We start from the raw sequence: 24,288 nt of genomic DNA, 5'->3' as shown, positions 1-24,288 counted from the left end.
GATTCGATGCTCTACCCGGCCGGCGTGCTGGCCGCCGCAAACCGGGCAGTCCTGTTCATCTGACATCGTGATTATGTATGTGGGATTAGACGTATAGGGGCTGCCCGCCACCGGGGTCTTACCAAACACGTCGAACTCTGCGGTTAGGTAAGACGGCTGCCGCGACGGCCTACTCCCGGAACCGGACGCGGGGTTCGACATCGTGGTCAAGGCCGTCGGAAAGCACCCGACCGGCCAGTTGCGATACCCGCAATTCCCCATTTTCGACGTCGACGCGACACGACCTGCAGACGACTGCTTCCACGACAATCCTATGGATCCCAGTGTCCAGTTCGATCGCGCCTTCCAGTTCCGACGACGATGTCACGTCCGTTTCAGCACCACACAACCCGCACGTCGTAGCCATATCAGGACATCAGCACAGGCGACGTTTATCGGTTCTCCACGCGGGCGGTCGCCGGGATTGCGTAATCCGGCTGGAGTACGTCGGGGACGCCGTGTTCGTCGAGGAGGTCGCAGAACCACCGTACCTGTTCCGGGTGCTGGCGTTGGTACTCCGGATCGGCCATCACAGCATAGAGGTTGGCCGTGTCTTCGCGCTTGAACAATTCCGACGTCTCCCCGGAGTGATTGTCACTAATACTGCAACCCGTCCACCGGTCAATGGCGTGGCCTAGTTCGTGTGTCATCGTCGCGGCCGCGTCCCAGCTGCCAACGGCCAAGTGAGGATCGAAATACAGCTCCCGTGAATCTGGATAGAAGGCACCGATAACATACTGACTGTGGGGAACAGGGCAGAACAGCACCCGCTTGACAATCCCGTGTTCGAGGGCTTCCCTGAGCAGGATACAGCTGACCTCTACGAACTCCGTCTTTGGCGGCTCACGATCGATCTGGGAGCGGGGATGGTCGCGTAGTCGGTCAAGGGCCTGCATTACGTGGTGGATCCGGGATGTAGTGGTAAATCCCATTCCCGCGACCGGGTGCTTATTCTTAAGAATATGCTTATGGTTATGTGCCTGTTGACGGCCACTCTAATCTGATTGCACCTCTGTCGACTGCGAACCCATTTTCGGATAATTGTTATGTCAATCAAGAAACTATTACTAGACACAGATGCTCGAAGTGTACCGACACCGCGACGACGGCCTGCAGTACATCGGCCGGATCGAGGACGGCCAACCCGTGAACAAGCGGGTGCGTGTCCTCCTCCCCGATCCCAAGTGGCAGGCCCTTGACGAAGACCAGCTGCACCAGCGATGGGACAAATACCCCGTCGTAGCGTTCCGCCCTGACGAAGTCGCCCACCTCGACGCTGACGTGACCGTTCACCCTGACGTCGACCTCGAACCGCACGCCGAATAGCCTCCTTCACGGGACTGGACACCACAGTCCCACTTCTCAACCATCACCGATGCCACGCAAGCACAAGCGAAACGACAGCGACAGTGAGTCAGCAGCGACTGCAGGTCGCGGGGAGTATGAAGCCCGTGACCACAACGTCGACAGCAGTCAAGTCCAGCTCCCCGACGACGCCAACGGTGACGCAGACGCCGGCGATTCCGGCGTGGAGATGGAGACCGGTTGGGAGGGCTTGGACGCGCTCACGGAGGATATGATCAAGGACGGTGACGATGGTGGGGACTGGGCCGCTGACACCTTCGTCGGATCCGAAATCAGCGACTACGGACAGGAGAGCCGCCAGCACGTCAAGGTCGCCGCGCAGACTGACGGCAGCCGCCGGTACGTCACCCGCGTTGACGACTACTTCGTCGACGCAGAGGAAGTCCGCACCCGCGTCGTCGACCGCTCACAGGCAATCGAGGCGCTGGGCGGCGACGCCGGCCGCTCCGCGATCGTCGAAAAGACCCCGGAAGACGACCACCTAGGTGAACAGGTGCCGAACGGCGAATACGTCGTCCGGGAGGAAGTGGCCGGGGAATCGCTGGCGGAAGCTGGGAACCACGCCGGCCTCGAGGATGGGGTGGCGCTTTCTGAGGAACAACGGGACGGTGTCCACGACACGATGGCGGCGGCCGCCCTCACCGGTGTTGAGGGGATGCACGCGGAGAATATGGTCGTCGATGAGAACGGGAACGCCAGTATCGTGGATCTAGACAGTAAGCGCACGTTCAGCGAACACGCCAACGCGGACGCGGACATCAGCGTCAAGGAGTGGTACTTCAGTAGCCAGATCAACGGCGTCGACAGCGACGAAGCGTTCGACCGGATGTGCAGTCTGGCGGAGGACTGGCGGGATAACCGGTTCGAACGAAAGAACGTCCCCGCCGACGTGCGGGAGATCGTCGACGAAAACGTCGCGTGGCTCGAAGAGAACGGCCACATCTAACGCGCTGACGACCGCTCCCGACGACTGGTTTCTCCCGCTCTGTCTGTTTCCTGAGGGTGAACGTCGTTCACTGAGAGTGTTCACTACCACCGCGTCCGTGGTCTTACCTAACGTTTTGAAGAATAACCCCCATACAGCGGTGCGCGTTGGTAAGACTATACGCCAGTCACCCGGCCACGTCTGAGACGGGAAGGCGATCCCGGTTCCGAAAGACGGCCGCAGAGCAATCAGCGGCGTCCGCAATACGGGCGGCGGCGGCATCCGTGTCCGTACACCAGTAGTACAGCAACACGGCAGCCGTGTCCGGCTCCATCCGTCCGATCCACTCCACGCCGTGTTCGTCCAGCACGTCCTCAACCTGCTCCACGGCACCGTCATCCCCGACCGCGTCCGCGGCCCGCTGGACGACGCGGAGGATGCGACGCCGCACGACACCGACCTCACCCCACGCTTCCGACGTCAGACTGGTCAGCGACGGCTTGGACACGTCGACCACGTCGCAGATACGGCGGGTAGTGTACTGGTCAGGGTCGAACTCCTGCCCGGCAAGATACAGCGCAGCGGCTGCGGCCACGCGCGGCGTCCGACTCCCGGCGTCTAGTTCGTCGAGGAGGGCGATCGCGCGCTCCCGTACCTGTTCCGGGGCTTCGAGCTCCTCTGCCTGTCAGCGGACGTGTGCGTCGGGGTCATCCACCGCCAGCGTCAGGTCTAGCCGGTCGGTGATCCGGTCGGTCAGCAGCGACACGCGGTCACGACGGGTGCCCGTCGCCAGCACGATGTCGCGGATCGTGACCGGGACGTTGGAATGGGTGCGGGCGGCCGTGTACACGACCGCCGCGTACACGGCGTCGTGAGTGTGCGGCAGACTGCGATTCTCTCCGGCGACGTCCGCGTCAACCTCACGATACACCTCGAACGACAGGTCGCGGAGCTGTTCGGGGACGGGGGTACCGTACGCGCTCAGGCGATCCAGTACATCGGAAACGCGGAGTGCTCCGGTCATCCGTCGGGTCGTCCGCCATACACCGTCCGCGTCCACGTCGCCGCCAGCGGCGTGGGCGACCGCAGAAAGCAACCCGTGGCTGTATCCGGATACACGGTCGCGACGAAGGAACGCCGCGTACACGGCGCCGGCCGCGACTAGTTCCGGGTCAGCAGCGGGGCGGTAGTCGATTGCTTGGAGTTCCGTCTGAATGCGTTTCGCGCGGTCAGCGGCTTCCTCTTCGACATCTACCTCTCGATCGCGAAGGCCGATGATGACGTCGTCAACGGTTATTGTCATCAAATAAATAATAAATCTCCGCCCTTCTTATCACTTACCCAATACTACATCCTAGCCTCATCCATCTCCACGACTACGCAACTCGAAAGAAGGCGTCAGGAAACCAACGCCGCCGTCACAGGGTGATTGCGTCGACGATGCGACTGTCCGGGAACCGCTCCTTGAGCCAGCCGTCCACCGTGTACCGGAGGTCGTCCGCGTACACGGCGACGCCGGCCAGCAGGAAGATCAGGAACCAGTGCTTGTCGAGGAAGACCGCGACATCGTACGGCATCGAAATCATCCAGTAGAGGAACATCAGCAGGCCGCTGACCGGGAGCGTGAACCGGAGCGCGGCACCGGCCATCAGGGCCAGCCCGGCAAGCAGCGTGCCGAAGCCATTCAGCGGGGCCAGCACGCCGGCGTGCGGGAGAAGCACGTCGAAGAGCCCGCCGATAACGGACGGCCAGTAGTTGGCCGCGTGGGTGAGGTACTTCGTCGTCACTGCTTCGAACGGGAAGACGAAGATGGCGCGGGCACCTCCTTGGAAGAGGTACCAGCCGCCGATGAAGGCCACGGCGCGAACCCAGAGGGCCTGCAGCGTCTCACGGTCGGTCGGAATCCTATCCTGTCTATTTTCTGACATACAAGAGAACGTATTGTATCAGATAATAAATACCTGACCCGATTGGGGGTCAGACTACTCCAACTCATCAACCGAATCACCCACCACCATCCTCCGCGACTCTACAACGTCCCCACCGGCGTCGTCAATCGCGTACACGTGACTCTGCTGCGCGTCCGCCGACTCAGATAGAACGGACACAACCACCGTACCATCAACCATCGCAGCGCTGCCGACGCGCCCCTGTCTCAACACGTGCTCCCACTGCACCGCACCCGAATCGTCGAACCGAACGACCCGGACGCGTTGCTCACCCTCCGCCGCGCGGAACCTATCGACGGCGACGGCACCACCGTCCGACGTGGCTACGACGGCCTCAGCATCCTGCTCGACCGCCCACATTACCTCTCCCGTGGACGCATCCAGCCTGAGCACGTGCGGCGCATACGTGATCGGATCCTCTCCAACAGGCACTGTGTCAACGACAACGATGCCGTCACCGCCGTCGTAGTCGTACTGCTCCACGTTGCGGGCCCACTCTACCTCTAATGTTCGGGCGTCGAACACCTCCACCAGTGTGCCTTTGCTGTGTGACGACGGTTCGATCACGACCGAACCGCCTGTGTCGGTCGACGGGGACGTGGTGTAGCCCGCAGCGAACACTCCGATGCCGGCCAGCACAACGACTCCCACCACAAACGCGGCCACGGTACCCTTGTCAAGCGATCCATCGGGTAGCATATTGTATCAGATAGTTAATATTTGAGGGGGAAAAGTGCTCCCCGCCACCGGGCACGGCTCCCAGAACAACACGACAGCGTCATAGCGAATCATCCGCGTCGAACGTGATCTCGAACTCCCGGCCATCGGACGTGACCGTCTCCGCCAACGCCTCCCGGATCTCCGCCCGCCACTCATCGATCCGTCGCTTCAACTCCCGGTCGACTTCATCATCCGACGGCAATCCGTCTGTCTCCATCTCGACCTCACACCAGACGACGTCGCGTCGCGGGTACGACCCGGACACGCGCGACCAGTCCACCAGCCGGGTGACCCGGACGACTAGCTCCTCACTCCCGTCTTGTGCGTCGCTGATCTCCCGCGTGTCGATCTCCCCTTCGACCACGTCATCATCGCCGTCAGCCACGACGTATGGGCGGGTGCTGAGGTTCTGCCGGTTCGCGTAGACGTTGTCTTCGAGCGCGTCGAGGACGGCGTCCCGGTCGACCACGACCATCGCTGCCGTCTGTGCTGTATCTGTCATCACTACAACACTAGCCCTTTTGCTGGTTTAAGCCTTAACCGGAAGTGGTCATCGGATGGCGGTCAACACCCCAACCGTCGCGTCCGGTGCAATCATAATCGCGGGACGGCAGATCGAACACCCTCCCTCCATTGCGTCCAGTGCAATACTCAACAGTAAGGGGGTGGGGGTGGGGTGGGTGGATGTGACTGGTCATCGAGGAAGGGAAATCGGGAGTCGCGCCCAACAATCACGCCGCGTAGGGGCGTCGTGCGGCACGAACGCCGTCGACGGCGCCGTGGGCACGACGGCAACCTCACGACGGAGCCATCACGCCGCAGCACGACGTGTTCGAGCGCGGTCAACGCGGACGTCGCGGTCGATGTCGGGGACGGCGTCGGTGACGGACGCCAGCAGCCACCCCTCCCCCGTCTTCATTCTTCTATTCAAGTACTAGATATTATTATAACTCTTTCGGGAGAGAGGGTGGGTGGTGGATGGGTGATATGCGGCAAAGCGGCGGGAACCGACGTGGCTGCAGGGACGACGACGGTCGTCGTCGAACCGATCGACGACCTCGAGGCAGACCATGACGTCTACCCCGCGTCGACCAGCGGGCACGGCGGCTGGCTCACACGCGTGCGCACGCGTGTGAGTATCACCTGACTGAGTTGCACTGGACGCAATGGAGGGAGGGTGTTGTTTCTGCCGTCCCGTGGTTTTCGTTGCACCGGACGTCGCGGTTCCGCGTCAACGCCCCGTACTCACCACGCTACGTTCTGCTGGCACGGACGCTCCCGACCGTCAGTCCCGACGGGAGTTCCAGCAAACTCCTCTTCCGGCGTCTGGCGTGTCGAATACCGGCGATATGCGTGTCCGGCGTCGCGGCTGTCGAATGGCCCGAACCGGCAGTCGGACTGGACTACGGGCTGTTCCGGGGGTAGGCCGTGCGAAAACTGGAATGAGGGCGTGGACTGCGGACGTCACCCGTCCGTTCTGTTCTCGACGATCTCCTCAGCGATGTCGTGGACGGTGTCGATCTCCCCGTCCTCGATCCGGTCGGCGCAGTCGCAGCACAGGATGACGGGCAGCGTGAGCTCTCCGGCGATCGTGATTGATTGAGGCGTTAGGAATTCGGTACTGCCGCAAATCTCACAACCAGCATCAGTATCGTCCTCCGTATCGGTGTCGGTGCGGTCGGTCATATTCGAACGCGGCCGGCGGGATGCGGGCGCCGGGGCGTCCCGGTGGCCGTCTGGGGGCCGCCACGGCCACAGGGCGGCGCGTGCCCCAGTCACTCCACGCCCGCCGCCGTGGGGCGGCTGACGCGGAATGAACCGGGGTGTCACGCGAAACCGGGAGGGGTTAGTCCCGGACGCGGACGGTGAACTCTCCCCAGTCCGCGTACGTCACGACGGCGGCGGCACCGGCAGTGCTCCGGTACTGCGGTTCGAGGCAAGTGCGGATGTTGCGGAGGAGTTCCTCGAACCGGTCGGCGTCCTGCTCTGCCGTGTGGCGGCCGGCGGACACGTCAAGACGCGCGCCGGTGTGCGTAATCGTCCAGTCGCCGGAGCTGAACGAACTGGTGTCGCGCTGGGCGATGACCCATCCAGCGGGGTGCTGGTACAGGCGCAGTTCCGTGCTCGAACCGCCAGAGGCGTGCATTCGGAGGTCGAGGGCGGCTTCCTGCTTCACGGCGATGTTGGAGAGCTTCTGCTGGACGTCGGGGAGCTGGTTGACGGGTGCTTCGGGGCGGGAGTCAGTCTGACTCATTGCACACGGTAGTAGGGGACTAATTGACTTAAACCTTTATCGGAAGTGGATAGTTAGAGGGGGAGGGNGGCGGGAGTCAGTCTGACTCATTGCACACGGTAGTAGGGGACTAATTGACTTAAACCTTTATCGGAAGTGGATAGTTAGAGGGGGAGGGTAATCTTACCAAACATTAGATGGCTGTTAATGGGGTAAACGCCGGTGAAACACCGTTCTTACCTAACGGGCGGGAGACTCGAACGGCGGGCGTCACGCAGAAAGCGGGCTATAGCGGGCTACACCGCGACTTCTGCCGGGATTTCCACCCGGTAGCGGCCGTCAGACTTCTTCGCATTCGCGTCGTCGACGATCCGGATCGGCGTGAACCAGACCGTGACGATGCCCTGTTCGGGGAGGTAGTGGTGGTTGAGGACGTGAATTGCGTGCGCGTCCACGTTGGCGATGTCGGCAGCGATGTCGCCTAGTTCGTCTTCGGGGCGGTCGACCGGCTCGACGATGTTCCGGGGCCGGTCGTCGCGGTAGTATGCGGCAACCGGCTGTCGGTCACCGTCGGGGAGGATCCGGCACTCCGTCACGTCGTCGCGGGGGACGTACTGGTAGTCGCTCTCCCGGACGGCGCGGCGGACGGCCGGCGTGGGGTCGTCGATCGGTGCGTATCCGTCCTCGACGTCACGGACGGCGCGCAACCGGTAGGTGTACTGGTGGCTGGGGCCGTCTTCGGTTTCGACGATGAGTTGGTTGTAGGGCAGTTCAGGGGTCGCGATTAGTTGGAGTTGTGCCACTTTCCGCAGCCGACGCTAACAGCCACACTGGTTTAAGAATTAAGCAAGAGTGGGTTACTCTCCGTCGCCGGGGAGGTCGCCTTCGAGCGCGTCCTCCCAGTGTCGGAGTACGGCGGCGTCGTCGTTGTTGAAGCGGAGGATGAGGCCGTAGTCGTGGCGTTCGACGCTGGTGAAGGCGACGGACGCGGAGCCGATTTGAGCGACGTATAGCCCGTCCTCGACGCGCGTGGCGACGCACGGGTCGTAGTCGCGGAGGTCGTATCGGCTGGCGGTCTGTTTGATGTCGTGCGTTTCGGGGATTTCGAAGTCGGTTGTCATTGTTGGAGGGGGGTTGTGTGGATGGGTTGGTTGCGGGGACGGTGCCAGCAGCGTTATCGGTCGTCAGAGGCGGCAACGTGAGCGCCGGTGGCGGCCGTGAGGCCGACGACGGCAGCGGGCGCGTTCAGCGCCGCGGCGGCGAAGGTGAGCATCACGGTCAGGGTCAGTGCGGTCATCTTCATTGCTTCCACCCGGTAGTAGGGGAGTGATTGACTTAAACCTTTATCGAAAGTGGGCAGTTAGTGGGGGTGGTACTGATGGGGCAGAGATCCGTCCGCGTCCGGGAGAGGGTCTTACTCCCGGAATTAATCTAACAGCACTACTCCTGTGCAGCCCACAATTCCCACACGGAACTCACGCAGAGAACCAGCCCAACACGATACAGCCGGGACAGAGGCTATGCGTAGCGTGGAGTTCACTCTAAGCAGTCAGGAATGTTGAAGAGGAAACCGATCCGGGGCAGCCACGGCGGGCTGGAACTCCGCCCGATTAGGCGGGATGGATCGTGGCGGCGCGGAGGGCCATCACGCGGGGCGTCGCGCCGGAACCGGCTTGGTCGTGCTTGCGGCACACGTCGAGGGCGGCGTCCACGACCTTGCGGCAGGCCAAGTCGCCGTCCACCGCTCCATCAACGTACTCGAGGTGGCCGACGTCGGCTTCGGCCTCGACCACTTCGCGGATGAGGTCGCGGTACTCCCGGTCGATGTCGATTACGTAGTCCGCGCCGTAGTACGCGGCGTCCGTCGGGTTTTCGACGATCTCTTGGTGCGGGATGCGGCGGCCCATCGCGTAGATGACGCGACGGAGGTCGTCTTCGGGGATGTCGGTGTCGGCGGCGACGGCCTCGATCTCGAACGAATGCATCATCACGTAGCGTCGGCCCGCTGCGGGGATGTGGCGGTTGTTTTCGCGGTTGATTGGGTACCTCTCGAAGCCTTGGTAGGCCGTTTCGCTCATCTGCACCCGAACGTAGGAGCCTGATTAACTTAAAGATTTATCAGAAGTGGGTGATTGTGGGTAGTCAAGTGAGACAGCCAACGCGGAGGACTACAGGCTGTTCCGGTGGGTAACGACGCGAAAACAGGCCATCAACCCGCCACCGGTACTCCCATCCCCGGCGTCACTCTACGTCGATCCCGGCCAACGCCCCGCTGATGGCACGACTGATTTCGAGATCGTACTCCGTGGGCGCATCCCACTCCCTCTCCGTGTAATCGTACCAGATGACCAGCACGTCCTCCGCGACCGCTTCACCACGGAAGTCCCGGACGACGACGTCGGCCTGCACCGTCCCCGCTCCCTCCGCCACGCGGGCGGCCTCCGCCTCGACGTCGTCACGGCCGGCCGCCAGCCCGTCAGCCATCTGCTGGACGCGCTCCCGGACGTCGACCGCTTCATCGTCGCCGGCGGGCAGCAGTTCGACGACATCCTCCCACGCCAGCCGTTCACCGCCTTCGTACGCCCACGTATCGACGTGTTCTGAGACTTCGACTCCGTCGACGCCCTGTACGTCACGGCGGCCAAGGACGGCCTCCAACGCCCGCACACGCGCCCGCTGAGCGTCCATATCAGCTTGGAGCAGAGCGTGACGATTCCGCCCGCCGTACTGCTTCACGTCCACGATCCGCACGGTGTAGAGTGCATCTTCCATTTCCGCGTCCGTCAGTCAGGGCGTGACCGGGATACGTCTTCATCGCCGCCGGATCCCGCCCATCACCCCGTCGTGTCAACCTGTAAAGCACGCCCTGTCGACAACTTTCCCTACCACCCACCGACGGCGGCGGCCTGAACTGGTGGGCACGACGTGTTAGAACGCTGGGGAAACCGGGCGTGGAGCCCGTGTAGGGGCGTCAGTACCCGCCTCGACCGCGCGGATGCCGGGGCGCACCCCGACTCCCGCCATCGTGACCGGGCCAGTCAGCCAGCGTCTGCAGGTGCCCCGTCGGCACGCCACTGTACTTGCGGATGTACGTCACCGCCGCGTCAGGTAGGTCGTACTCCCGGTTGCCCTTGCCCTCGATCACGCACCCCATATCCACGTGATTCAGCGCGATCAGCTCATACTCCCGTCCCGTCTCCGCGTCCGTGAGCGCGAACGTCGCCTTCCCCGTGCCGCCATCACCGGATCCCTCCGTCCACATCTTTTTAATCCGTACACTGAACCGCTCTTCCGCGGCTTTGCGCTCACGCCACTCCTCCACGCGCTCCTCGAAGGCGTCCACGATCTCCCGGCAGTCATCGTCCTCGAGGGCGGCCAGCACGCGGGCCGCCGTCACGCAGTCACCGTCCCTGACGCCCACGCCCTCCAGTTCGTCGACGTCGACGCCGTGCGTGCCCTCCCGACGCCCCGTGCTCCGGTACGTCATCGGCACGGCGTCCGACCGGTGGATCACCTTGTGCGCGATCTCCCGCTCTCCGCCGACGTCGGTGGGGAAGCCGGTGATTTCGTCCGTCGTCCCGTAGTCCGTCCGCCACGTACTGTGGCTTTTCTCCCACTCCTCGACTTCGTACGTCAGCTCCTCAAACGCCGCCGGCATCGTGATGTCGGTCGCGTTCGCTGTTCGCTCCACAGCATCGCCGTCAGCATCTCCGCCGTCTGTCGCGTCAGTATTCGTGTCGTTGGTGGTGTCACCTCCGTCGGTCACAAATCGGTCAAGACTGGCCTGTTCGTCTGCCATCAGCACTAGATGATCAGGGCCGATTTGATTTAAACGTTAACCAGAAGTGGGTGTCTGGCAGCCCGCCTATCTTACCAAACACTCGAACAATCCCGTCCGTTGGTTAGGTAAGACCCACCAACGGCCAGCAGCCGCTCACGCCCGCCTGACAGCCGTCACGATCCACACCGTCCAATCGGCCACGAACCATCAGCGACCGGCCAGCAGCCACCTGCACGCGCCCACGCATCCGCGCCGCCACCGTCGCCAGTCCGCGTCTTGCGCGTGCTGGAGTCGTTCACGCCGGCGTCTGCCGTCTGCCCGTACTGCCTGTTTTCGCCTGTCTCACGGGAGGACTACAGGGTATTCCGCCCCAATCCACTGCGAAACAAGCGCCGTCTCCCGCCACGCCGTCATCCTGACTAACGCCGCAACCGTCGGACGTCCTCCGGCAACCCCACCAGAATCACGACCACCGCGGGAGCGGCGCCCCCGACAGCCAACCACCCCGGCACTCCCTTCTCGACGATCTCTGGCACCATCAGCACGACGTACAGGGCGATGGCGACCGCCAGCCACGCCCCGTGCCGTCTGCTCACCCGTTTCGCGCGTTCGACCGTCTCCATACCCACGTGTTCGGCCGCCTGTGCCGTCAAATCACCGCCGCCGGCGTTCACTGCGGCCTCCCAGCGGACGCGACACGTCGTCTTCCACTCCTCTTGAGGGAAGTCCAGTCCTCTGCGTCCACGTAGACGGGCCGGGGTCGCCGTCTCCCGCCACGGATTCCGTCAGCGTCGCCGCCGTCTGTCCCGGCCTCGACCCTCTCTTTGCGGGAGCTGTCACACATCCCGCGCCGTCTGCCCGCATCCCGGATTCCCGCAAAGGGGTTGGTTTCCCTGCCATTCGCGTGGTCGCGGAACCCCGGTGGGGTTCCGCTCCCCTCCTTGGGGGAATCAGCCTATCCCTGCGGATGACCGGGTTCCTGCCTTCCTGTAGAGTGGTATGGCCCCCTACCCTCTCTGCGGGAGACAGGGTTCCCCTACCTTCCTGCAGAGGTGGGTTCCCCTTCCTTGCTTGCAATGGGAGTCCTGTCCTGTCCCGGTGGGGCTTCCCTGCCCCCCTCTCTTGTCACGCGGGTCTCCACTTGGAGAATGAGCCTGTTCCTGTGATTTCAATTTGCCCGGGGGCCAATTGGGTATAGTCGTCGCCGGTTCTCTGACATCAAATAATGTCGGTTTTGCGATATGATTTTACGTCAGTATCGGGTAGACCCGCGGTGCGAAAGTATGCCAGAAGTGACATTCGAAGGCGAATCGATCGACGAAATCAGTCAGTCCACGCTCCGGATCCTCCGACAGGAGGACGGGGGAATGACGACCGGGAAGATCGCTGAGGAGATGGGTGACCGCGAAGAGTACCGTGGCCGCGTCCACCACCGCGTGAAGCGGACGGCGAACGACGTGGGGAAGCTGAACCGGCTGGGGCTGGTGGAGAAGGTCGGTGAGCGTGAGCGCAGCGGTGACCGGAAGAACGCTCATCTGTACGGGTTGACCGATGAGGGCCGGGAGTTCGTCGACGGCAACGTGGGGGCGATGGTCGACGTCGTGCCTGCGTCGGACTTGGTGGAGGAGTTCCGTCGGATGCAGGACTACGTGGACGGCTTGGAGCAGCGCGTCGAACAGGCGGAACAGGTTGTGGACGGTCGTGGCGACACGATCACGGAGCACAGTAAGTTCATCAGCCGCGCCAAAGACGACTACGCGACGGAGAACTACGTCGATAACCAGATTGAGAATCTGTACATCGGAGAGTTGGACAGTCGGGTCAGTACGCTGGAAGAGCGGGTGGACGACCTCGAGGCAGAGGTGCAGGGGAACGCGGAACGACTGGACGAACTCGAAGAGAAGCAGGATCGGATGAACGACGTGATTAGCAAAATCCAGCAAGAGTTGGGCGCGGTGACGCGGATGGATGCCAGCGTGCATCAGCGCCTCAACCGATTGGAGGAGCTGCGGTTGCGGGAGCGCGTCGAAGTGTACGACCGGTTCGTAGAATGGCGCGACGGCAAGATGTCGGGGTGGAGCGTGCCGGAGGAGTACCGTGACTTGTTCGGCCTGTAACCGACCCGCCGTCGCCGGCGCGCCGGGTGGTTTTTCATCGGAAACGATGGGGGTGTGTCTAGTATGGTGTGCGGTTGAGGAGGATGTAGACCACGCTGGCGTACAGGGTGAGAGTGGCCGTGGGCGTGATTGCTGCGGGTGTCAGGGCGGGCCGGGGTGCGCCGTACGCGGCGAACCCGGCGGTGATGATGAGGAGCGTGAGCAGGGTGGGAGGGGTCAGTTGGCGGAGTCGTGTTCGGAGGCGTCGCATTCGTGTTGAGTGTCAGATTCACAACCTGAAGGGCGTGACGGGAGCGGGGGTGGGACAGCTGGTTATTCTTAATCCTATAATTAAGAACAGTATCTGCTGCGTGGAATGCTGCGGCTGCCCGGAATGTGGGGAATGAGGTTCACGCGACACGGCGTCGAATGCCGGGGAGTAGGCCCTGTTCAGGCAGGGGTTCACGGTAGAAGTGCTGGTGTTCCTCGAATGAGGTTCCGGGCGGGATGAAGAGGCGTGGGGTCGGCGGGTGTTAGGCGTCGATCTGGCGGTACTTCTCCAGCACTAGGTCGAAGTAGTCGTCCGTCATCAGCGTGGGGTCGTCCGTCCGGTAGAAGTCGTTGATGAGGTATTCAGCTTCGTCGTCGCTGAGGCCGTACACGGTTAGCGCAGCGGCGTCGATCTCCGCGCGGAGGCGGTCGCGTTCCTGTTTGCTGGTCGCCGCGTCGATGTCCAGTTCCTCACGGAGATCCTCAAACTGCGGGCCGTAGCAGCTGAGGCGCGCAGCGCGCTGCCAGATGTAGTCGAACCAGTCGTCACCTTCGGTGAGGCGGGGCATCTGCGATTCTTTGACCTTGTACATCACGACCGTGGAGTCGATCTTCGAGCGCATCAGGTAGCCGACCGGGAGGCTGTTCAACAGGCCCAGCGCGGCGAACATTTCCTTGTCGGTGAGCGTACGGTGGTAGATGTTGTGGAGCGGGAACTCTTCTAGTTCGTCGCGTGCAGCGGGTTTGGGTTCGAACCGGCTCACCGTGTGGAGCTTGTTGTGACAGACGACACCAGATGGGATGACCGCGCCAATCATCGTCCGTTCGTCGGTCGGGCGGGCGACGTCGCGGTACACGATCCGGGGCGCGCTGCAGTCGAGGAGGACGTCGTCGGGCGTGAGTTCGCGGCTACGGCGTTTCTGCAGGAGGTCGTTGACCGCACCCTTCATCGACGATCCACTGAGGTTGAGGTCGTGGTAAATCGCGTTCTTCAGGTCGCGTTGTTTCTTTTCGCGGATGCGTTGGCGGGCGTCATCGTCGCTACCGTCGTTGACGCTCCAGAACTCCGGTTTTTGAATGTCGATGTGGGTGTCGTCGTAGCTGTACTGGTAGACGTTCCGCCCGCCGTACACGGGGTAGTCGCCGTCGGCTTCGTTTTCGATGAACCGGTCGCGGTCGTTCGTCCGGTCTAGTTCGCGGTAGGGGTTGAGGAACCAGTCTTGAGTGTCGTCACTGATTATCGGGTGGTCGATAATCGTTTCGAGGATGTCGATCTGTTCGCGGCTGCGGATGTACGGGAAGACGAAGGATTCTGGGCTGAATTGATCCAGTAGATCGCGTTCAACGGTGATGGCGGCGTCGTCGAAATCGTTGAGGATGGTGGTGTCGCCGTGTTCGAACGCACCGTGGACAGTGTCGGTTTCGCCGCTGTTCCCGAACGCCATTATGCAGATGCGTTTCCGGTTGTCGACGTTGTCGAAGATGTCCCCATTGATGAACTGCGCCAGCGTGTGGAAGTCGGTGTTGTCGAGGAGGTGACGGCGGAGATCCTTCGCACTGGCACCCAGCCAGAGATTACCGGGCAGAACGAACGCGGTGTGGGAGTCGTCGCGTGCCAGCTCAAACGCGCGTTCGAGGAATAGGCGGGACAGATCGTCTTCGGCGCCAACCTTGCGGTCGAACACTTCGGGGTCTTGGAGGTCGTACGTGTCGCTGTTGCTGAAGTACGTCGACCGTTGATCCATCTGGCGGCGGAACTCCTCCCACGACTCTTCGATGTCATCGTCCTCGAGGAGCTCTTCGACGCGGGCGTCGGCTTCGGACGGTGGGAGCACGCGGAACCCGACGTCGTACCGATCGTCGAACCGGGCAAAGAACGTGTCGCGGTCGGCGGTGAGCCTGTCCCACGGCGGATTTGCGACGATGACGTCGAACCCACCTTCGGCGTACACTTCCGCGAATTCCACGACCCAGTGCATCGGGTCGTAGTCCGCGATTTCGTCAGCGGTGATGTCCTCAACGCCGGCTTCCGCGAAGTCGTCGCGGATCCGCTCATTCAGACCCTCTGCGTGGTCGCGGATCTTGTCCTCTGCTTCGTGGCGGGCTTCGAGCGCGGCTTCGTCATCGTCCGTACGCTTGTACTCTCTGACTTCCCGAATGACGTCCGCGTAGCGTCTGCGGACGGACTGCTGGTTCCATGACCCAATCGTGGTCTGCCCCTCCTCCTCCAACCCGATATACCCAATTAGTGAGTTGCCACTTCTGAGGTTGAAGCCGATATTCGGAAGGGTGAGCCAGTCTTCATCCTCCTGTTCCATTTTCCGCTGGAGGGTCGCCGTCTCTCCTTTCTCGAGGACGGAGAGCCAGAGTCGGAGTTTGCCGATCTGGACGGCCTGCGGCATGATGTCGACGCCGTAGATGTTGTTTAGAACCGTCCGTTTGGCCAGTGTGAAGGGTGCGGGCGTGGGGTCGGGTTTCCGTTCGTGTATGGCGCGTCGGATGCGGACGATGTCGTTGATAACGGAGGTGAGGAAGTGCCCGGAGCCGCACGCGGGGTCAATCGCGCGGAAGTCGTTCACCACGTCTAGCAGGTCGTCTTCGATCCCTTCGAGTTGCGGGAGGTCGTCGATGAACTGATACACGTCGTCGTACGCATCGATGTCGTCGTGTTCCCAGTCCATCAGGTAGTAGTAGTCGCCTTCTTCGTCGCCGGCGACTTCTTGGAAGCGTTCGAGGAGTGCGGGTGGAACGGTGCGTTCGCTGCAGAATCGGGTGATGGAGTCCGGGGTGTAGTACGCGCCCAGTTCCTTCTGTGACTGGCTGGAGAGCGTGATCTTGTTGATCGTCTTCTCGAACACGTTCCCGATAATGCTGGGGTCGAGGTCGTTGGGGCGGCCATCCGCGCTGAATGTGTAGTCTTCGAGCAGTTCGATGATTTCGATGAGTTCGTCGTCCCGGACATCGAATGGGTGTTCGTCGACCGGTTCTTGCCCCGATCCTTCGATTTCGGGGCGGAACAGGTCGGAATTGAGGTAGGGAATCCCCTCGAAGAGTTCGTGGTCAGCGCCAGCGTCGCGTTCGCTGGGACGGGTCGCCAGTACGTCGTAGAACAGGGGTTGGATGAATTGCTTGTACAGGGAGGTGTTCGGGTAGTACCCGTCCCGGTATTCATCCACGATTTTGTTCAACAGCCCCGGCTCTACCAGCCACTTGTCCTCAAGGAATTCGACGAAGATGAGGCGGTTGGTGAGCGTGACGGCGAACAGTTGCTGGTGTTCGACTGTGGCGTCGTCAGGCGGGAGGACGCCGTCGCTGATGAGCGACGTGCTAGAGGGATCGTCGGGGTCACCGAACACTGCCGACACGTATTCGTCATAGAATTCGTCGGTCAGATCTTTGCGCTGTGCGGCCAGCACCGCGGGGGCCTCCCGGATAACGTCGAAAAGGTTGTACCGCTCGAAGGCGGCGACAAATTCGTCGACGCGGTCGGTGTGCGCGCTGCCCAGTTGGGATTGTTCGGTGTCAAGATGGTGGAGGAACGCCGGAGTGAGGTCAACACTCACCAGTACGTCAGTGCCGTCCGTGTCCGGGTCGTACTTGACCAAGATCCACCGAATGCCATCGGTCGCAATTCCGTAGTCGGCACGGAATCGGCGGCGACTCAGCCAGTCCCGGACTTGGCCTAGACCGTGGTCGGAGTCGTCAAGACCCTTCCCGATTGGTTCTGCTTCGATCAGCAGCCGTTCGGATTCAGTGTCGATGTCATCAAGGCTGATGGAGTAGTCGGCCCGGAGTGCGCCGACACGGCCTTCTTCGCCTTCGCCCTTGACTTCACGGAGGCGATCGTCGAATCCTAAGACGTCCAGTAGTGGTTCGACGATTCGTTGGCGGGTGATGGGTTCGGGGTCGGCTTCGCCGCTGATGTCCCGGCCTTCGAGAACGTCTGTTGTGTCCCGGTTAGTGAGCAGTTCGTGAAGGCGGTCGGCGTCGATTTCGTTGGTGAGGCGGTCGACACTTTCGGCGATCGCGTCGTCGACCGCGTCCACGATGTCGTCCTCACTGGTGGGGTTGAGGGCGTCGAAGACGAAAGAACTCCGTGGAGCACGGGTTTGCATATAATAGGCGGATGCAGTCCCCCATGAAAATGGTATTGAATATCCTGTAGAACAGAAACCAGAATCGGGCGATGGCGCCACGGCGCTAATACCCCGTGTAGTTGGTGCCGGCCAGACTGCTTTCTGCGTGCTGGATGGCGGTGATGAGGTGGAACTGGGTGATCGTGTCCGTGTCGGGATCCTCCATCGCGCGGCGTGCGGCGTCGTCCGCGATCTGCTCGATGTCGGCGGCCACCAGCGGCGCGCGGAAGTGCTGGGGGTCGGTCTTGCTGGTGACGTGTTCCCAGTTGATGTCGTCGCTGGTGGGTCTGTCCTCGAGATGGGTTTGGAGGATGTCCCGTCGGGCCGCGTGATCCGGCGGGCCAACCTCAACCTGTTCATCCATCCGGCCGGCGCGTTTCAGGGCGTCGTCGACGGTGTCGGGCTTGTTCGTGGCGGCGACGACGACCACGTCTTCGCCCTGAATCCGGGTCATTCCCTGTAGGAGTTCGTTGACGGCCTGTTCTTGCGATTGGTGTACGTTTTCGCTGTTGTTGCGTTCGGGCGCGATCGCGTCGATTTCGTCGATGAACAGGATGCACGGCTGGATGTCGACAGCGCGGTCGAACAGGTCAGCGATCTTCCGGGCGGCTTCCCCGGTGTACTTACTGGTGAGCTGGCTGCCGTTCACGTCGAGGAAGGTGTGCCCGGTTTCCCCGGCCAGCGCCTTCGCGGTGTACGTCTTCCCGGTGCCCGGCGGGCCGTGGAGCAGGACGCCGTTCACCGTGGTCAGTCCGTACTCTTCGTAGCGTTCGGGGTTCTCCAAGGGGTCGATCACCTTCTGCTGGAGGGTTTGCTTGAGGTCGGTCATCCCGCCGACGTCGTCGAACGTGATGTCGGGCTGTTCCGCGATGTATTCGCTGGCTTGGTCTTCCCGGCGCTGCTCACGGACGTCTTCGAGCTGTTCGAAGAGGAGGTCGCGGGAGATTCGGGGCGTGTCGTCCCCGGTGGCGCGGTTGACGGCGGCGCGCTCCGCCCCTTCGACGACACGCGTGATTGCTGCGATGCTCATTCCCTCCGTGGCCCGCACGACGTCGTCGCGGTCGTCGGGATGGAGCTTGTCGAAGGGGACGGCGCTACGGTTGAGTTCCTGCTTGAGGACGGCCAGCCGCGTCTCCGCGTCGGGAAGGTCGACCTCGATCGTCGTGTCGAACCGGCCGGGGCGTTTCAGCGCGTCGTCCAGTTCCTCCGGCTTGTTGGTGGCGGCGATGACCAGCACGTCCGCGTCATCGTCGTCGTTGATTGTGGAGAGCTGTTCGAGGAGGGTGTTCACGGTCTGCTGCTGGGACTGCGTCATCTGCGCGTCCCCACCACGCTCCGGGGCGATGGCATCGATTTCGTCGATGAAGACGACGGCAGGCTGATTCTGGCGGGCGTCCTCGAACAGGCTGGTGAGGGCTTTGACGCCCCGACCCACCACGTCGGAGATGACGTCGCTGGTGTCGATCTGGTAGTAGTTGTGTTCGAGTTCGCCGGCGATCGCCTTCGAGATGTACGTCTTCCCGGTGCCGGGTGGGCCGTGGAGTAGCACGCCCGTGACCGGGTCGATGCCGTACTGGTCGTAGTCCGTGTCTTGGTAGGGATCGAGGACGTCCTGTCGGAGCTGCTGCTTCACGTCGGCCATCCCGGCCACGTCGTCAAACGTGACGTCGGGCGCGTCCGTGCCAGCGGTGGTGTCGTCGCTGGACGTCTGCGTGGGTGTGAGGCCGCCGTCGCTTGCCGTCGCGATCGTGTCGCTACCCGTGCCCGTCGTCGTGGCGGCGGTCGCCGGCGTGGACGTGGACGTCTGCGTGGGCTGGTACGCCACACGGGGCTTAGAGCCGGTGGCGGGGTAGGGCGCGGGATCGATGGTGAGCGCGGGCGGGATCCGGCGGTCGACTGCCTCGACCTTGCGGGAGAGCTGGTAGCCGGCGTACGCCACGGCAGCGATTCCGGCGGCCGCCGGGAGGAGATGACTGAGCGTGACGCCCGCGATGAGGGTGACCGTCGACCCGGCGGATGTGAGGCCGCCGCCGACGCTAAGGACGGGGATGGCCAGCATAAGCGGGACGCGGATGGCGACGTCGGCGGCGACGCGGACGGGTTCGGCGCCGTAGGTGTCGTTGGTCGTGTCGTGGAGGACGGTGGTGCTGAACAGGACGCCGACCATACCGGTGAGCATCACGGTGGAGGCGATCCCGATGCCGGCCACGTAGGCGGCGATGGCGGTGAGGGTGATCCCGGTGGAGAGGAGGAGGTTGAAGAGGACGCCAACGGTCGTGTTGCGGGAGTACGTCGTGGGGAGCGTCCACCACCATAGCCGTGTGGCGGCGGTCGCGATCGCGATGATGAGCACGTAATGCCCGCGGGTGAGCGCGGAGGCGATGTCGCCGGGCACAATCAGGGTGAGAGTGTCGGCGGTACCGGGAGTGAGCAGCAGGTGTACGACACCGACGTAGAGCAGCACGCTGAGTGTCCCCTTGACGGCGTGGTAGAGTTCGGGTTGTTCGGCAGCCATCGCTTTGGCGATGTCGGTGGTCGAATACGTCCGTGAGCGGGTGGTTTGGCCCATCTTCGATCGCGATCCATTCATGCGTTCCAGACGTAATAAATTTGATATTCAACGGGTTAGAGCCGGCGCTTGCTGCGAAAAAGTTGATGTCGTCTCTCCGGTAGAACCGGGAAGCAGAACCGCGCTGGTTAGCGGACGTTGAGGAGGTACTGGTACCGTCCGCAGGCACCGTCGTTGACGGCACCGGGATCGTACTCCGTGATCTTGTCGACGGCCTTGATGTTGAGGTCGACCAGCCAGACGTGCGGGTCGCCTTCCTCGACCGTCGGCGTGATCAACGGCGTGACGACGGGTTCGTCGATGACCGCGTCGTGGACGTCGTCAGCCATCCCGTCCGGTTCGTCGTGGACGGGTTCCACGCAAACGTCGGGGCCGACGTCGACGACGATCCGGTTGGGGCCCATCTCTTTGGTCAGGGCGTACCGTTCGTCGCCGTCCGGCTCTTGGTAGTGGAGCAGGGTCAGTTCCCCGTGCCCATACCGTTGGGCGCGGAACCGTGACTGGATGGCTTCGTGCGGTACTAGGTCTACGTCTTCTCCGACTACGTCTCCATAGACCAGCGCGTCGTACGTTGGGGGATTCGCTGTAGCCATTGACTGGCTGCGGCCATCTTCGACCGCACCAGTACTTGGCCGGCGGGTGCATTAAGGCCGTTTCCTTACCAAACAACCGCCGCCGTCTTGCGATTATGGTTTCCGAAATGTATGGTAAGACCACAGAGTTATACCTGCCTATCCTTATTCTTAAGAATAAGACTAAGGCTAAGAAGTGAGCAGTCTTTCGTCGAACTAGTCGGGTAGATCGTTGTGGAGGCCTACCCGTTCAAGTGAAGGATGACTTCAGCTCTGCCGTTGTGGCAGAGTGGGTCAAGGTGGGCGTTTTCAGACACCAGCACTTCTTCCGCAGGGACGCGGAAGCACCAGCCGTCGTCATACTGTTCCGCGTGAACGATGCCGTTCACGCCGCCGAACAGCGCAGCAACGACCTGCTCTGCTGCACGTTGAACGCCGCGCGTGTTCCGTGCCCGTGTCGCGATCCGGAACCGGTTGCCTGTAGCGGCGATGGTGGCCGGTCGGGCGTCGCCCAACAACTCCTGTTCGTCGAGGTTGGGGTAGCGCCGGACGATTACGTACCGTGGGACGTCATCGGCGTCCTCGAGGTCGTGAAGTTCGACGCGGCCCTCAATCGGCCCGCCGTGGATCGCGACCGCGACCGGGCGACGGAACCATTCGTCGTCGACGGCACTTCGCAACGGTTGGCCTTCAGCGAACGGCGGTTCTTCGTCGTCAGTGGGGTTTGCTTTGGGTGCGGCCATTATCTGGCCACCTTCCTGTAGCCGCGCGGGTGCATTAAGCACGTTTCCTTACCAAACAACCGCCGCAGTACGGTGTTTCTGTCTTTGAATCGTTAGGTAAGAACAGACGGAAATCAAGAAGCGGGCGTTTCGACCGGGGTTAGAAGATGCTCTTGTTCTCCAAGTCGATGATGTAGCGGTACCGGCGACCCATATCGACGTTCACCGGCTGGCCGTTCAGCGTGTGGTCTTTGATGTCCGCGGGATCGTATCCCGGAAGTATCTCTACGGCATCCATCTCGACCTCGACCAGCCAGTGCCGGACTTCGTTGACTCCGGGTTCGTAGTACCAGAGGCGTTCGTCGGGGTTAGGGGCCCGATCCAACCAGTCAGATGGGTGCTCCCACGGATACGTCGGGAGGCATCTGGAACGGAGGTGGAGTCCCTCTGGTGGGTCGATGACGACGTCGTCGTGGACGGCTTCTGCCAAGCCGTCCGGTTCGTCGTGGACTTGAACGACGTTGACCCGGACGCCTTCGTCGACGACCACGTGTTCGAGCCGTGAGCCTTCACTGGCTGCCGCGGTTCCGTAGGAGAGGACGTAGTGTTCATCCCCGTCCTTCCGCCGGTACCGCAGCAGCCGCAGCCCTTCGCTCCCGACGACGCCGTCGAACTCTTTCAGGACGGCGTCCGGTGTCGGGCGCGGGAGGTCGTCACCGATCTTGTCACCGATGCTGGGATCGTCGTAGCTGGGTAGGTTGCTCTCTGTAGCCATTGACTGGCTGCGGCCATCTTCGACCGCACCGGTACTTCGCCGGCGGATGCATTAAGGCCGGTTCCTTACCAAACACCCACCGTCGTCTGGTGGTTTTCTCTTTCAAAATGTATGGTAAGAACACGGAGTTATAACAGCTTATCCTCACCCTCAATCCTATGGTTAAGAATAGGGTTGAGAATAGGGTTAAGAATCAGTGAAGAGACGATCGACTGTACGGGAGAGCGTGCCAGCGTCGACGCTGCGCTCGAGGGTAGTAACCATCGACGGGGAGAGGTCAAACTGGGTCTGGCGGGCGGCACGGAGGTACGCGGCGGCGGCCACACGTCGTTCGCGATCGTCGACGTCATGCAGGGCGTCGATGAGGCCGTGCGCGTACGCTCGAACGCGGTCGGTGGGCGGGTGGCGGAGTTCATCAGAGAGAGTAGAGTGGAGGTCGTCGACCGCGTCGTGAGCAGCACTGGCGTCGAACGTGGCACGGGACGTAGTTCCGCCGTCAGCGGCCGGCGCGGAAGAGGTGGCTTCGACTTCAGCCGCGCAGGCGTTGCAGATGTGATACTGGAACGGGTTGGTGGTCGTGCGAATGCTGTCCGTGGAGAGTTTGACGAAGTCCCCGCACGCACAGATGACACCGCCGTCCGTACTGTCGCTGATCACGTGGTAGCTGTTCGTGAAGGAGTCGTGGACAAGGTAGTGCGGGGCGTCGGCGTGCTGCAGGGACGTCTGGCAGTCCGTATCGGTGGCGATCTCCGTGGCGTGGCGGCGGAGACGGTCGTTCATATACGTCTCGAGGGCATCTGTGACCGCGGTGCGGGTCACGTCGCCGTCGCGATGAGTGGCGGCGGCGTACAGGCTGGCTGCAGCGATGACGCGTTCGGCGTGATCGACGTCGCTGGTTGCTTCGAGCCGGGTCGCGATGTGGGTGGCGTCGAGGATAGTCTGCACGGAGAGCTCCAAGTCGTCAGCGGCCCGGACGATGGTGCGGAGGTAGTTCCGGGGAGCGGACTTCATAACATTGTTGACATAAACAACGACGGCGGAAAAGCGTGCAGCTGGAGCGGGTGCAAAGGACGTCGACGAACAACTCCCGCGACGAACCCCCGACGTTGGAACAGTCCTTCCACGGGTGGAACCGTCACGGGTGTTGTGACGGGGTGAGACAGTCCCTACCTACAGATAGTGTTTCACTCACGTTCTACACTACTGTAGGAAAGGGGGTTCTCCCCAGTGTAGCCACTAGAACAACAGGCGGACGCGGCGGGGCCGTGGTGGTTCGTGTGAGGTGTCCTAACCTTGGATCCCGGTTGGGCCGGTCTTAGCGGGTGTCATCGTGACGCTCTACCTCCTAGGGCGTCACCACGCCCGTGACGCCCGCAGTCTGGTTGCTCCCCGGCGTCGTCCGCTCCAGTCGGGCGATGATTCCTTCCTCGAGGACGAACCGCTTCCTCCCGCGCCGTTTCACGACCTTGCCGTACTCCCCGGCGAAATCGTTCAAGAACTTCAGCACCCGCGACCGCGTCTCCCTGTGCGGGCGTTCACCTTCGAGGCTGGCCATCACGGTCGCCAGTTCCGACGTCGTGATTGCGTGCCCGGCTGGGACTTTCTGCGTGTATTCCGGCAGGTTCATCGCGATCTTCCGGGCGCGTTGCTGGTTCTTCGACAGCTCACGCTCCGCGACGTTGTCGGGGAGTTGGACGATCTGTTCGAGGGCGGTCATTCCCGTCCCGGTACTCTCATCGTCGGCGTCTTCGTCCGGGGTTTCTTCGGTGGCGTCGGTGTTGACGTGTTTTTCGAGGGTGGCGATTGCTTCTTCGTTCGTGGTGACGCGGCGTTTCGTCCCGGCCTTGTCCTGTTCGTTTTCGTTGCGGTAGTTCGACAGCTCCGTCTCCAACTCCTCGATCCGGTCTTCTGCATCCGCCAGCTCCTGTTCCAGTTCCTTGACGTGTTCGAGGAGGTCGTCGCGTTCCGCGGAGAGGTCACCAACGATGTCTAGGAGGCCGTCGATGATCGTGTGGAGAGGGGAGTCCGCGTCAACGTCGACGTGTTTGAGGAGATCGCGGAGCTGGTCGATGTCCGATGCGTCCGCCGTGGGTTGCGTGTTTTCTGACATTGCTGTTGCTCATGGTGCCACCGGAA

27 protein-coding genes are annotated in these 24,288 nt (G+C 62.4%); 5 read left to right on the top strand and 22 right to left on the bottom strand.

Translation table 11 applies throughout. From position 1 onward, the window contains the following. Positions 1-169 precede the first annotated feature (169 nt). Both C475_RS08885 and C475_RS08880 read right to left on the bottom strand, forming a co-directional pair. Positions 170-406 carry a hypothetical protein gene (locus C475_RS08885; protein ID WP_049930362.1) on the bottom strand — a complete coding sequence of 79 codons (237 nt, stop codon included), beginning with the start codon at positions 404-406 and terminating at the stop codon, positions 170-172. Positions 407-431: 25 nt separating this feature from the next. After that, positions 432-935 carry a hypothetical protein gene (locus tag C475_RS08880; RefSeq protein ID WP_006883477.1) on the bottom strand — a complete coding sequence of 168 codons (504 nt, stop codon included), beginning with the start codon at positions 933-935 and terminating at the stop codon, positions 432-434. 181 nt (positions 936-1,116) lie between these two features. On the opposite strand from C475_RS08880, the gene C475_RS08875 reads away from it, so the two are divergent. Both C475_RS08875 and C475_RS08870 read left to right on the top strand, forming a co-directional pair. Beyond that, the gene (locus tag C475_RS08875; protein ID WP_006883476.1) at positions 1,117-1,365 is read left to right on the top strand and encodes a hypothetical protein; all 249 of its coding nucleotides are present in this window, start codon (positions 1,117-1,119) and stop codon (positions 1,363-1,365) included. A 49-nt stretch (positions 1,366-1,414) separates the two neighbouring features. Beyond that, positions 1,415-2,350 (top strand): hypothetical protein, encoded by a 936-nt coding sequence (locus C475_RS08870; protein WP_006883475.1) that lies wholly within the window; start codon positions 1,415-1,417, stop codon positions 2,348-2,350. A 166-nt stretch (positions 2,351-2,516) separates the two neighbouring features. Here the strand turns inward: C475_RS08870 and C475_RS08865 are convergent, their stop codons facing one another. From C475_RS08865 to C475_RS08845, 5 genes are all read right to left on the bottom strand, one after another. Then, positions 2,517-2,924, bottom strand: a complete 408-nt coding sequence (locus C475_RS08865) for a hypothetical protein (protein WP_006883474.1) — start codon at positions 2,922-2,924, stop codon at positions 2,517-2,519. A 90-nt stretch (positions 2,925-3,014) separates the two neighbouring features. Then, positions 3,015-3,635 (bottom strand): hypothetical protein, encoded by a 621-nt coding sequence (locus C475_RS08860; RefSeq protein ID WP_152436367.1) that lies wholly within the window; start codon positions 3,633-3,635, stop codon positions 3,015-3,017. Between the two features lie 112 nt (positions 3,636-3,747). Further along, positions 3,748-4,257 (bottom strand): hypothetical protein, encoded by a 510-nt coding sequence (locus C475_RS08855; RefSeq protein ID WP_006883472.1) that lies wholly within the window; start codon positions 4,255-4,257, stop codon positions 3,748-3,750. A gap of 54 nt (positions 4,258-4,311) precedes the next feature. Beyond that, positions 4,312-4,977 carry a PQQ-binding-like beta-propeller repeat protein gene (locus C475_RS08850; RefSeq protein ID WP_006883471.1) on the bottom strand — a complete coding sequence of 222 codons (666 nt, stop codon included), beginning with the start codon at positions 4,975-4,977 and terminating at the stop codon, positions 4,312-4,314. A gap of 79 nt (positions 4,978-5,056) precedes the next feature. Beyond that, positions 5,057-5,473 (bottom strand): hypothetical protein, encoded by a 417-nt coding sequence (locus tag C475_RS08845; RefSeq protein ID WP_006883470.1) that lies wholly within the window; start codon positions 5,471-5,473, stop codon positions 5,057-5,059. 537 nt (positions 5,474-6,010) lie between these two features. Between C475_RS08845 and C475_RS25120 the strand changes: the two genes are divergently transcribed. After that, a complete protein-coding gene (locus C475_RS25120; RefSeq protein ID WP_268869906.1) occupies positions 6,011-6,145 on the top strand; it encodes a hypothetical protein in 135 nt (44 codons plus the stop codon). Positions 6,146-6,462: 317 nt separating this feature from the next. Here the strand turns inward: C475_RS25120 and C475_RS08840 are convergent, their stop codons facing one another. The 9 genes from C475_RS08840 to C475_RS08805 form a co-directional block, all read right to left on the bottom strand. Next, positions 6,463-6,684, bottom strand: a complete 222-nt coding sequence (locus C475_RS08840) for a hypothetical protein (RefSeq protein ID WP_006883469.1) — start codon at positions 6,682-6,684, stop codon at positions 6,463-6,465. Between the two features lie 160 nt (positions 6,685-6,844). Then, on the bottom strand, positions 6,845-7,252 hold the full coding sequence (locus tag C475_RS08835; RefSeq protein WP_006883468.1) for a hypothetical protein: 408 nt from the start codon (positions 7,250-7,252) through the stop codon (positions 6,845-6,847). A gap of 275 nt (positions 7,253-7,527) precedes the next feature. Next, positions 7,528-8,034 carry a hypothetical protein gene (locus C475_RS08830; protein WP_006883467.1) on the bottom strand — a complete coding sequence of 169 codons (507 nt, stop codon included), beginning with the start codon at positions 8,032-8,034 and terminating at the stop codon, positions 7,528-7,530. Positions 8,035-8,088: 54 nt separating this feature from the next. Continuing rightward, positions 8,089-8,352, bottom strand: coding sequence for a hypothetical protein (locus tag C475_RS08825; protein ID WP_006883466.1), 264 nt, complete (start codon positions 8,350-8,352; stop codon positions 8,089-8,091). A gap of 53 nt (positions 8,353-8,405) precedes the next feature. Then, positions 8,406-8,534, bottom strand: coding sequence for a hypothetical protein (locus C475_RS25115; protein WP_268869905.1), 129 nt, complete (start codon positions 8,532-8,534; stop codon positions 8,406-8,408). Positions 8,535-8,841: 307 nt separating this feature from the next. Next, positions 8,842-9,309 carry a hypothetical protein gene (locus tag C475_RS08820; RefSeq protein ID WP_006883465.1) on the bottom strand — a complete coding sequence of 156 codons (468 nt, stop codon included), beginning with the start codon at positions 9,307-9,309 and terminating at the stop codon, positions 8,842-8,844. A gap of 163 nt (positions 9,310-9,472) precedes the next feature. Next, positions 9,473-10,003 carry a hypothetical protein gene (locus C475_RS08815; protein WP_006883464.1) on the bottom strand — a complete coding sequence of 177 codons (531 nt, stop codon included), beginning with the start codon at positions 10,001-10,003 and terminating at the stop codon, positions 9,473-9,475. Positions 10,004-10,202: 199 nt separating this feature from the next. Further along, a complete protein-coding gene (locus tag C475_RS08810) occupies positions 10,203-11,030 on the bottom strand; it encodes a hypothetical protein (RefSeq protein ID WP_152436366.1) in 828 nt (275 codons plus the stop codon). A gap of 401 nt (positions 11,031-11,431) precedes the next feature. After that, positions 11,432-11,686 carry a hypothetical protein gene (locus C475_RS08805; RefSeq protein WP_152436365.1) on the bottom strand — a complete coding sequence of 85 codons (255 nt, stop codon included), beginning with the start codon at positions 11,684-11,686 and terminating at the stop codon, positions 11,432-11,434. Between the two features lie 609 nt (positions 11,687-12,295). Between C475_RS08805 and C475_RS08800 the strand changes: the two genes are divergently transcribed. After that, positions 12,296-13,129: a hypothetical protein gene (locus tag C475_RS08800; protein WP_006883461.1), complete on the top strand. Its 834-nt coding sequence runs from the start codon at positions 12,296-12,298 to the stop codon at positions 13,127-13,129. 512 nt (positions 13,130-13,641) lie between these two features. Here C475_RS08800 and C475_RS08790 read toward each other — a convergent pair. From C475_RS08790 to C475_RS23075, 3 genes are all read right to left on the bottom strand, one after another. Then, positions 13,642-17,493, bottom strand: coding sequence for an Eco57I restriction-modification methylase domain-containing protein (locus C475_RS08790; RefSeq protein ID WP_049930353.1), 3,852 nt, complete (start codon positions 17,491-17,493; stop codon positions 13,642-13,644). Between the two features lie 85 nt (positions 17,494-17,578). Beyond that, the gene (locus tag C475_RS08785) at positions 17,579-20,029 is read right to left on the bottom strand and encodes an AAA family ATPase (RefSeq protein ID WP_049930352.1); all 2,451 of its coding nucleotides are present in this window, start codon (positions 20,027-20,029) and stop codon (positions 17,579-17,581) included. Positions 20,030-20,211: 182 nt separating this feature from the next. Further along, a complete protein-coding gene (locus C475_RS23075; protein WP_006883458.1) occupies positions 20,212-20,676 on the bottom strand; it encodes a hypothetical protein in 465 nt (154 codons plus the stop codon). 233 nt (positions 20,677-20,909) lie between these two features. Here C475_RS23075 and C475_RS08775 point away from each other — a divergent pair, with 233 nt between their 5' ends. Continuing rightward, complete coding sequence (locus tag C475_RS08775; protein WP_006883457.1) at positions 20,910-21,419, top strand: hypothetical protein; 510 nt, start codon at positions 20,910-20,912, stop codon at positions 21,417-21,419. A gap of 118 nt (positions 21,420-21,537) precedes the next feature. On the opposite strand, the gene C475_RS08770 is transcribed toward C475_RS08775, so the two are convergent. From C475_RS08770 to C475_RS08760, 3 genes are all read right to left on the bottom strand, one after another. Further along, positions 21,538-22,152: a hypothetical protein gene (locus C475_RS08770; RefSeq protein WP_006883456.1), complete on the bottom strand. Its 615-nt coding sequence runs from the start codon at positions 22,150-22,152 to the stop codon at positions 21,538-21,540. Between the two features lie 186 nt (positions 22,153-22,338). Continuing rightward, positions 22,339-23,163, bottom strand: coding sequence for a hypothetical protein (locus C475_RS08765; protein WP_006883455.1), 825 nt, complete (start codon positions 23,161-23,163; stop codon positions 22,339-22,341). 334 nt (positions 23,164-23,497) lie between these two features. Further along, positions 23,498-24,262, bottom strand: a complete 765-nt coding sequence (locus C475_RS08760; protein ID WP_006883454.1) for a coiled-coil domain-containing protein — start codon at positions 24,260-24,262, stop codon at positions 23,498-23,500. Between the last annotated feature and the right edge of the window lie 26 nt (positions 24,263-24,288).

The organism is Halosimplex carlsbadense 2-9-1, from assembly GCF_000337455.1.
Classification (GTDB): Archaea; Halobacteriota; Halobacteria; order Halobacteriales; family Haloarculaceae; genus Halosimplex; species Halosimplex carlsbadense.
This window is presented reverse-complemented; position numbering and strand designations above follow the sequence as displayed.

What these genes read in the sequence shown, in the direction of transcription:
- C475_RS08820 (WP_006883465.1), bottom strand. Translation starts at nt 9,309, where the DNA reads ATGAGCGAAACGGCCTACCAAGGCTTCGAGAGGTACCCAATCAACCGC.
- C475_RS08835 (WP_006883468.1), bottom strand. Translation starts at nt 7,252, where the DNA reads ATGAGTCAGACTGACTCCCGCCCCGAAGCACCCGTCAACCAGCTCCCC.
- C475_RS23075 (WP_006883458.1), bottom strand. Translation starts at nt 20,676, where the DNA reads ATGGCTACAGCGAATCCCCCAACGTACGACGCGCTGGTCTATGGAGAC.
- C475_RS08870 (WP_006883475.1), top strand. Translation starts at nt 1,415, where the DNA reads ATGCCACGCAAGCACAAGCGAAACGACAGCGACAGTGAGTCAGCAGCG.
- C475_RS08855 (WP_006883472.1), bottom strand. Translation starts at nt 4,257, where the DNA reads ATGTCAGAAAATAGACAGGATAGGATTCCGACCGACCGTGAGACGCTG.
- C475_RS08770 (WP_006883456.1), bottom strand. Translation starts at nt 22,152, where the DNA reads ATGGCTACAGAGAGCAACCTACCCAGCTACGACGATCCCAGCATCGGT.
- C475_RS08785 (WP_049930352.1), bottom strand. Translation starts at nt 20,029, where the DNA reads ATGGCTGCCGAACAACCCGAACTCTACCACGCCGTCAAGGGGACACTC.
- C475_RS08885 (WP_049930362.1), bottom strand. Translation starts at nt 406, where the DNA reads ATGGCTACGACGTGCGGGTTGTGTGGTGCTGAAACGGACGTGACATCG.
- C475_RS08765 (WP_006883455.1), bottom strand. Translation starts at nt 23,163, where the DNA reads ATGAAGTCCGCTCCCCGGAACTACCTCCGCACCATCGTCCGGGCCGCT.
- C475_RS08790 (WP_049930353.1), bottom strand. Translation starts at nt 17,493, where the DNA reads ATGCAAACCCGTGCTCCACGGAGTTCTTTCGTCTTCGACGCCCTCAAC.
- C475_RS08845 (WP_006883470.1), bottom strand. Translation starts at nt 5,473, where the DNA reads ATGGTCGTGGTCGACCGGGACGCCGTCCTCGACGCGCTCGAAGACAAC.
- C475_RS08810 (WP_152436366.1), bottom strand. Translation starts at nt 11,030, where the DNA reads ATGGCAGACGAACAGGCCAGTCTTGACCGATTTGTGACCGACGGAGGT.
- C475_RS08840 (WP_006883469.1), bottom strand. Translation starts at nt 6,684, where the DNA reads ATGACCGACCGCACCGACACCGATACGGAGGACGATACTGATGCTGGT.
- C475_RS08760 (WP_006883454.1), bottom strand. Translation starts at nt 24,262, where the DNA reads ATGTCAGAAAACACGCAACCCACGGCGGACGCATCGGACATCGACCAG.
- C475_RS08815 (WP_006883464.1), bottom strand. Translation starts at nt 10,003, where the DNA reads ATGGAAGATGCACTCTACACCGTGCGGATCGTGGACGTGAAGCAGTAC.
- C475_RS08800 (WP_006883461.1), top strand. Translation starts at nt 12,296, where the DNA reads ATGCCAGAAGTGACATTCGAAGGCGAATCGATCGACGAAATCAGTCAG.
- C475_RS08850 (WP_006883471.1), bottom strand. Translation starts at nt 4,977, where the DNA reads ATGCTACCCGATGGATCGCTTGACAAGGGTACCGTGGCCGCGTTTGTG.
- C475_RS08880 (WP_006883477.1), bottom strand. Translation starts at nt 935, where the DNA reads ATGCAGGCCCTTGACCGACTACGCGACCATCCCCGCTCCCAGATCGAT.
- C475_RS08825 (WP_006883466.1), bottom strand. Translation starts at nt 8,352, where the DNA reads ATGACAACCGACTTCGAAATCCCCGAAACGCACGACATCAAACAGACC.
- C475_RS25115 (WP_268869905.1), bottom strand. Translation starts at nt 8,534, where the DNA reads ATGAAGATGACCGCACTGACCCTGACCGTGATGCTCACCTTCGCCGCC.
- C475_RS08875 (WP_006883476.1), top strand. Translation starts at nt 1,117, where the DNA reads ATGCTCGAAGTGTACCGACACCGCGACGACGGCCTGCAGTACATCGGC.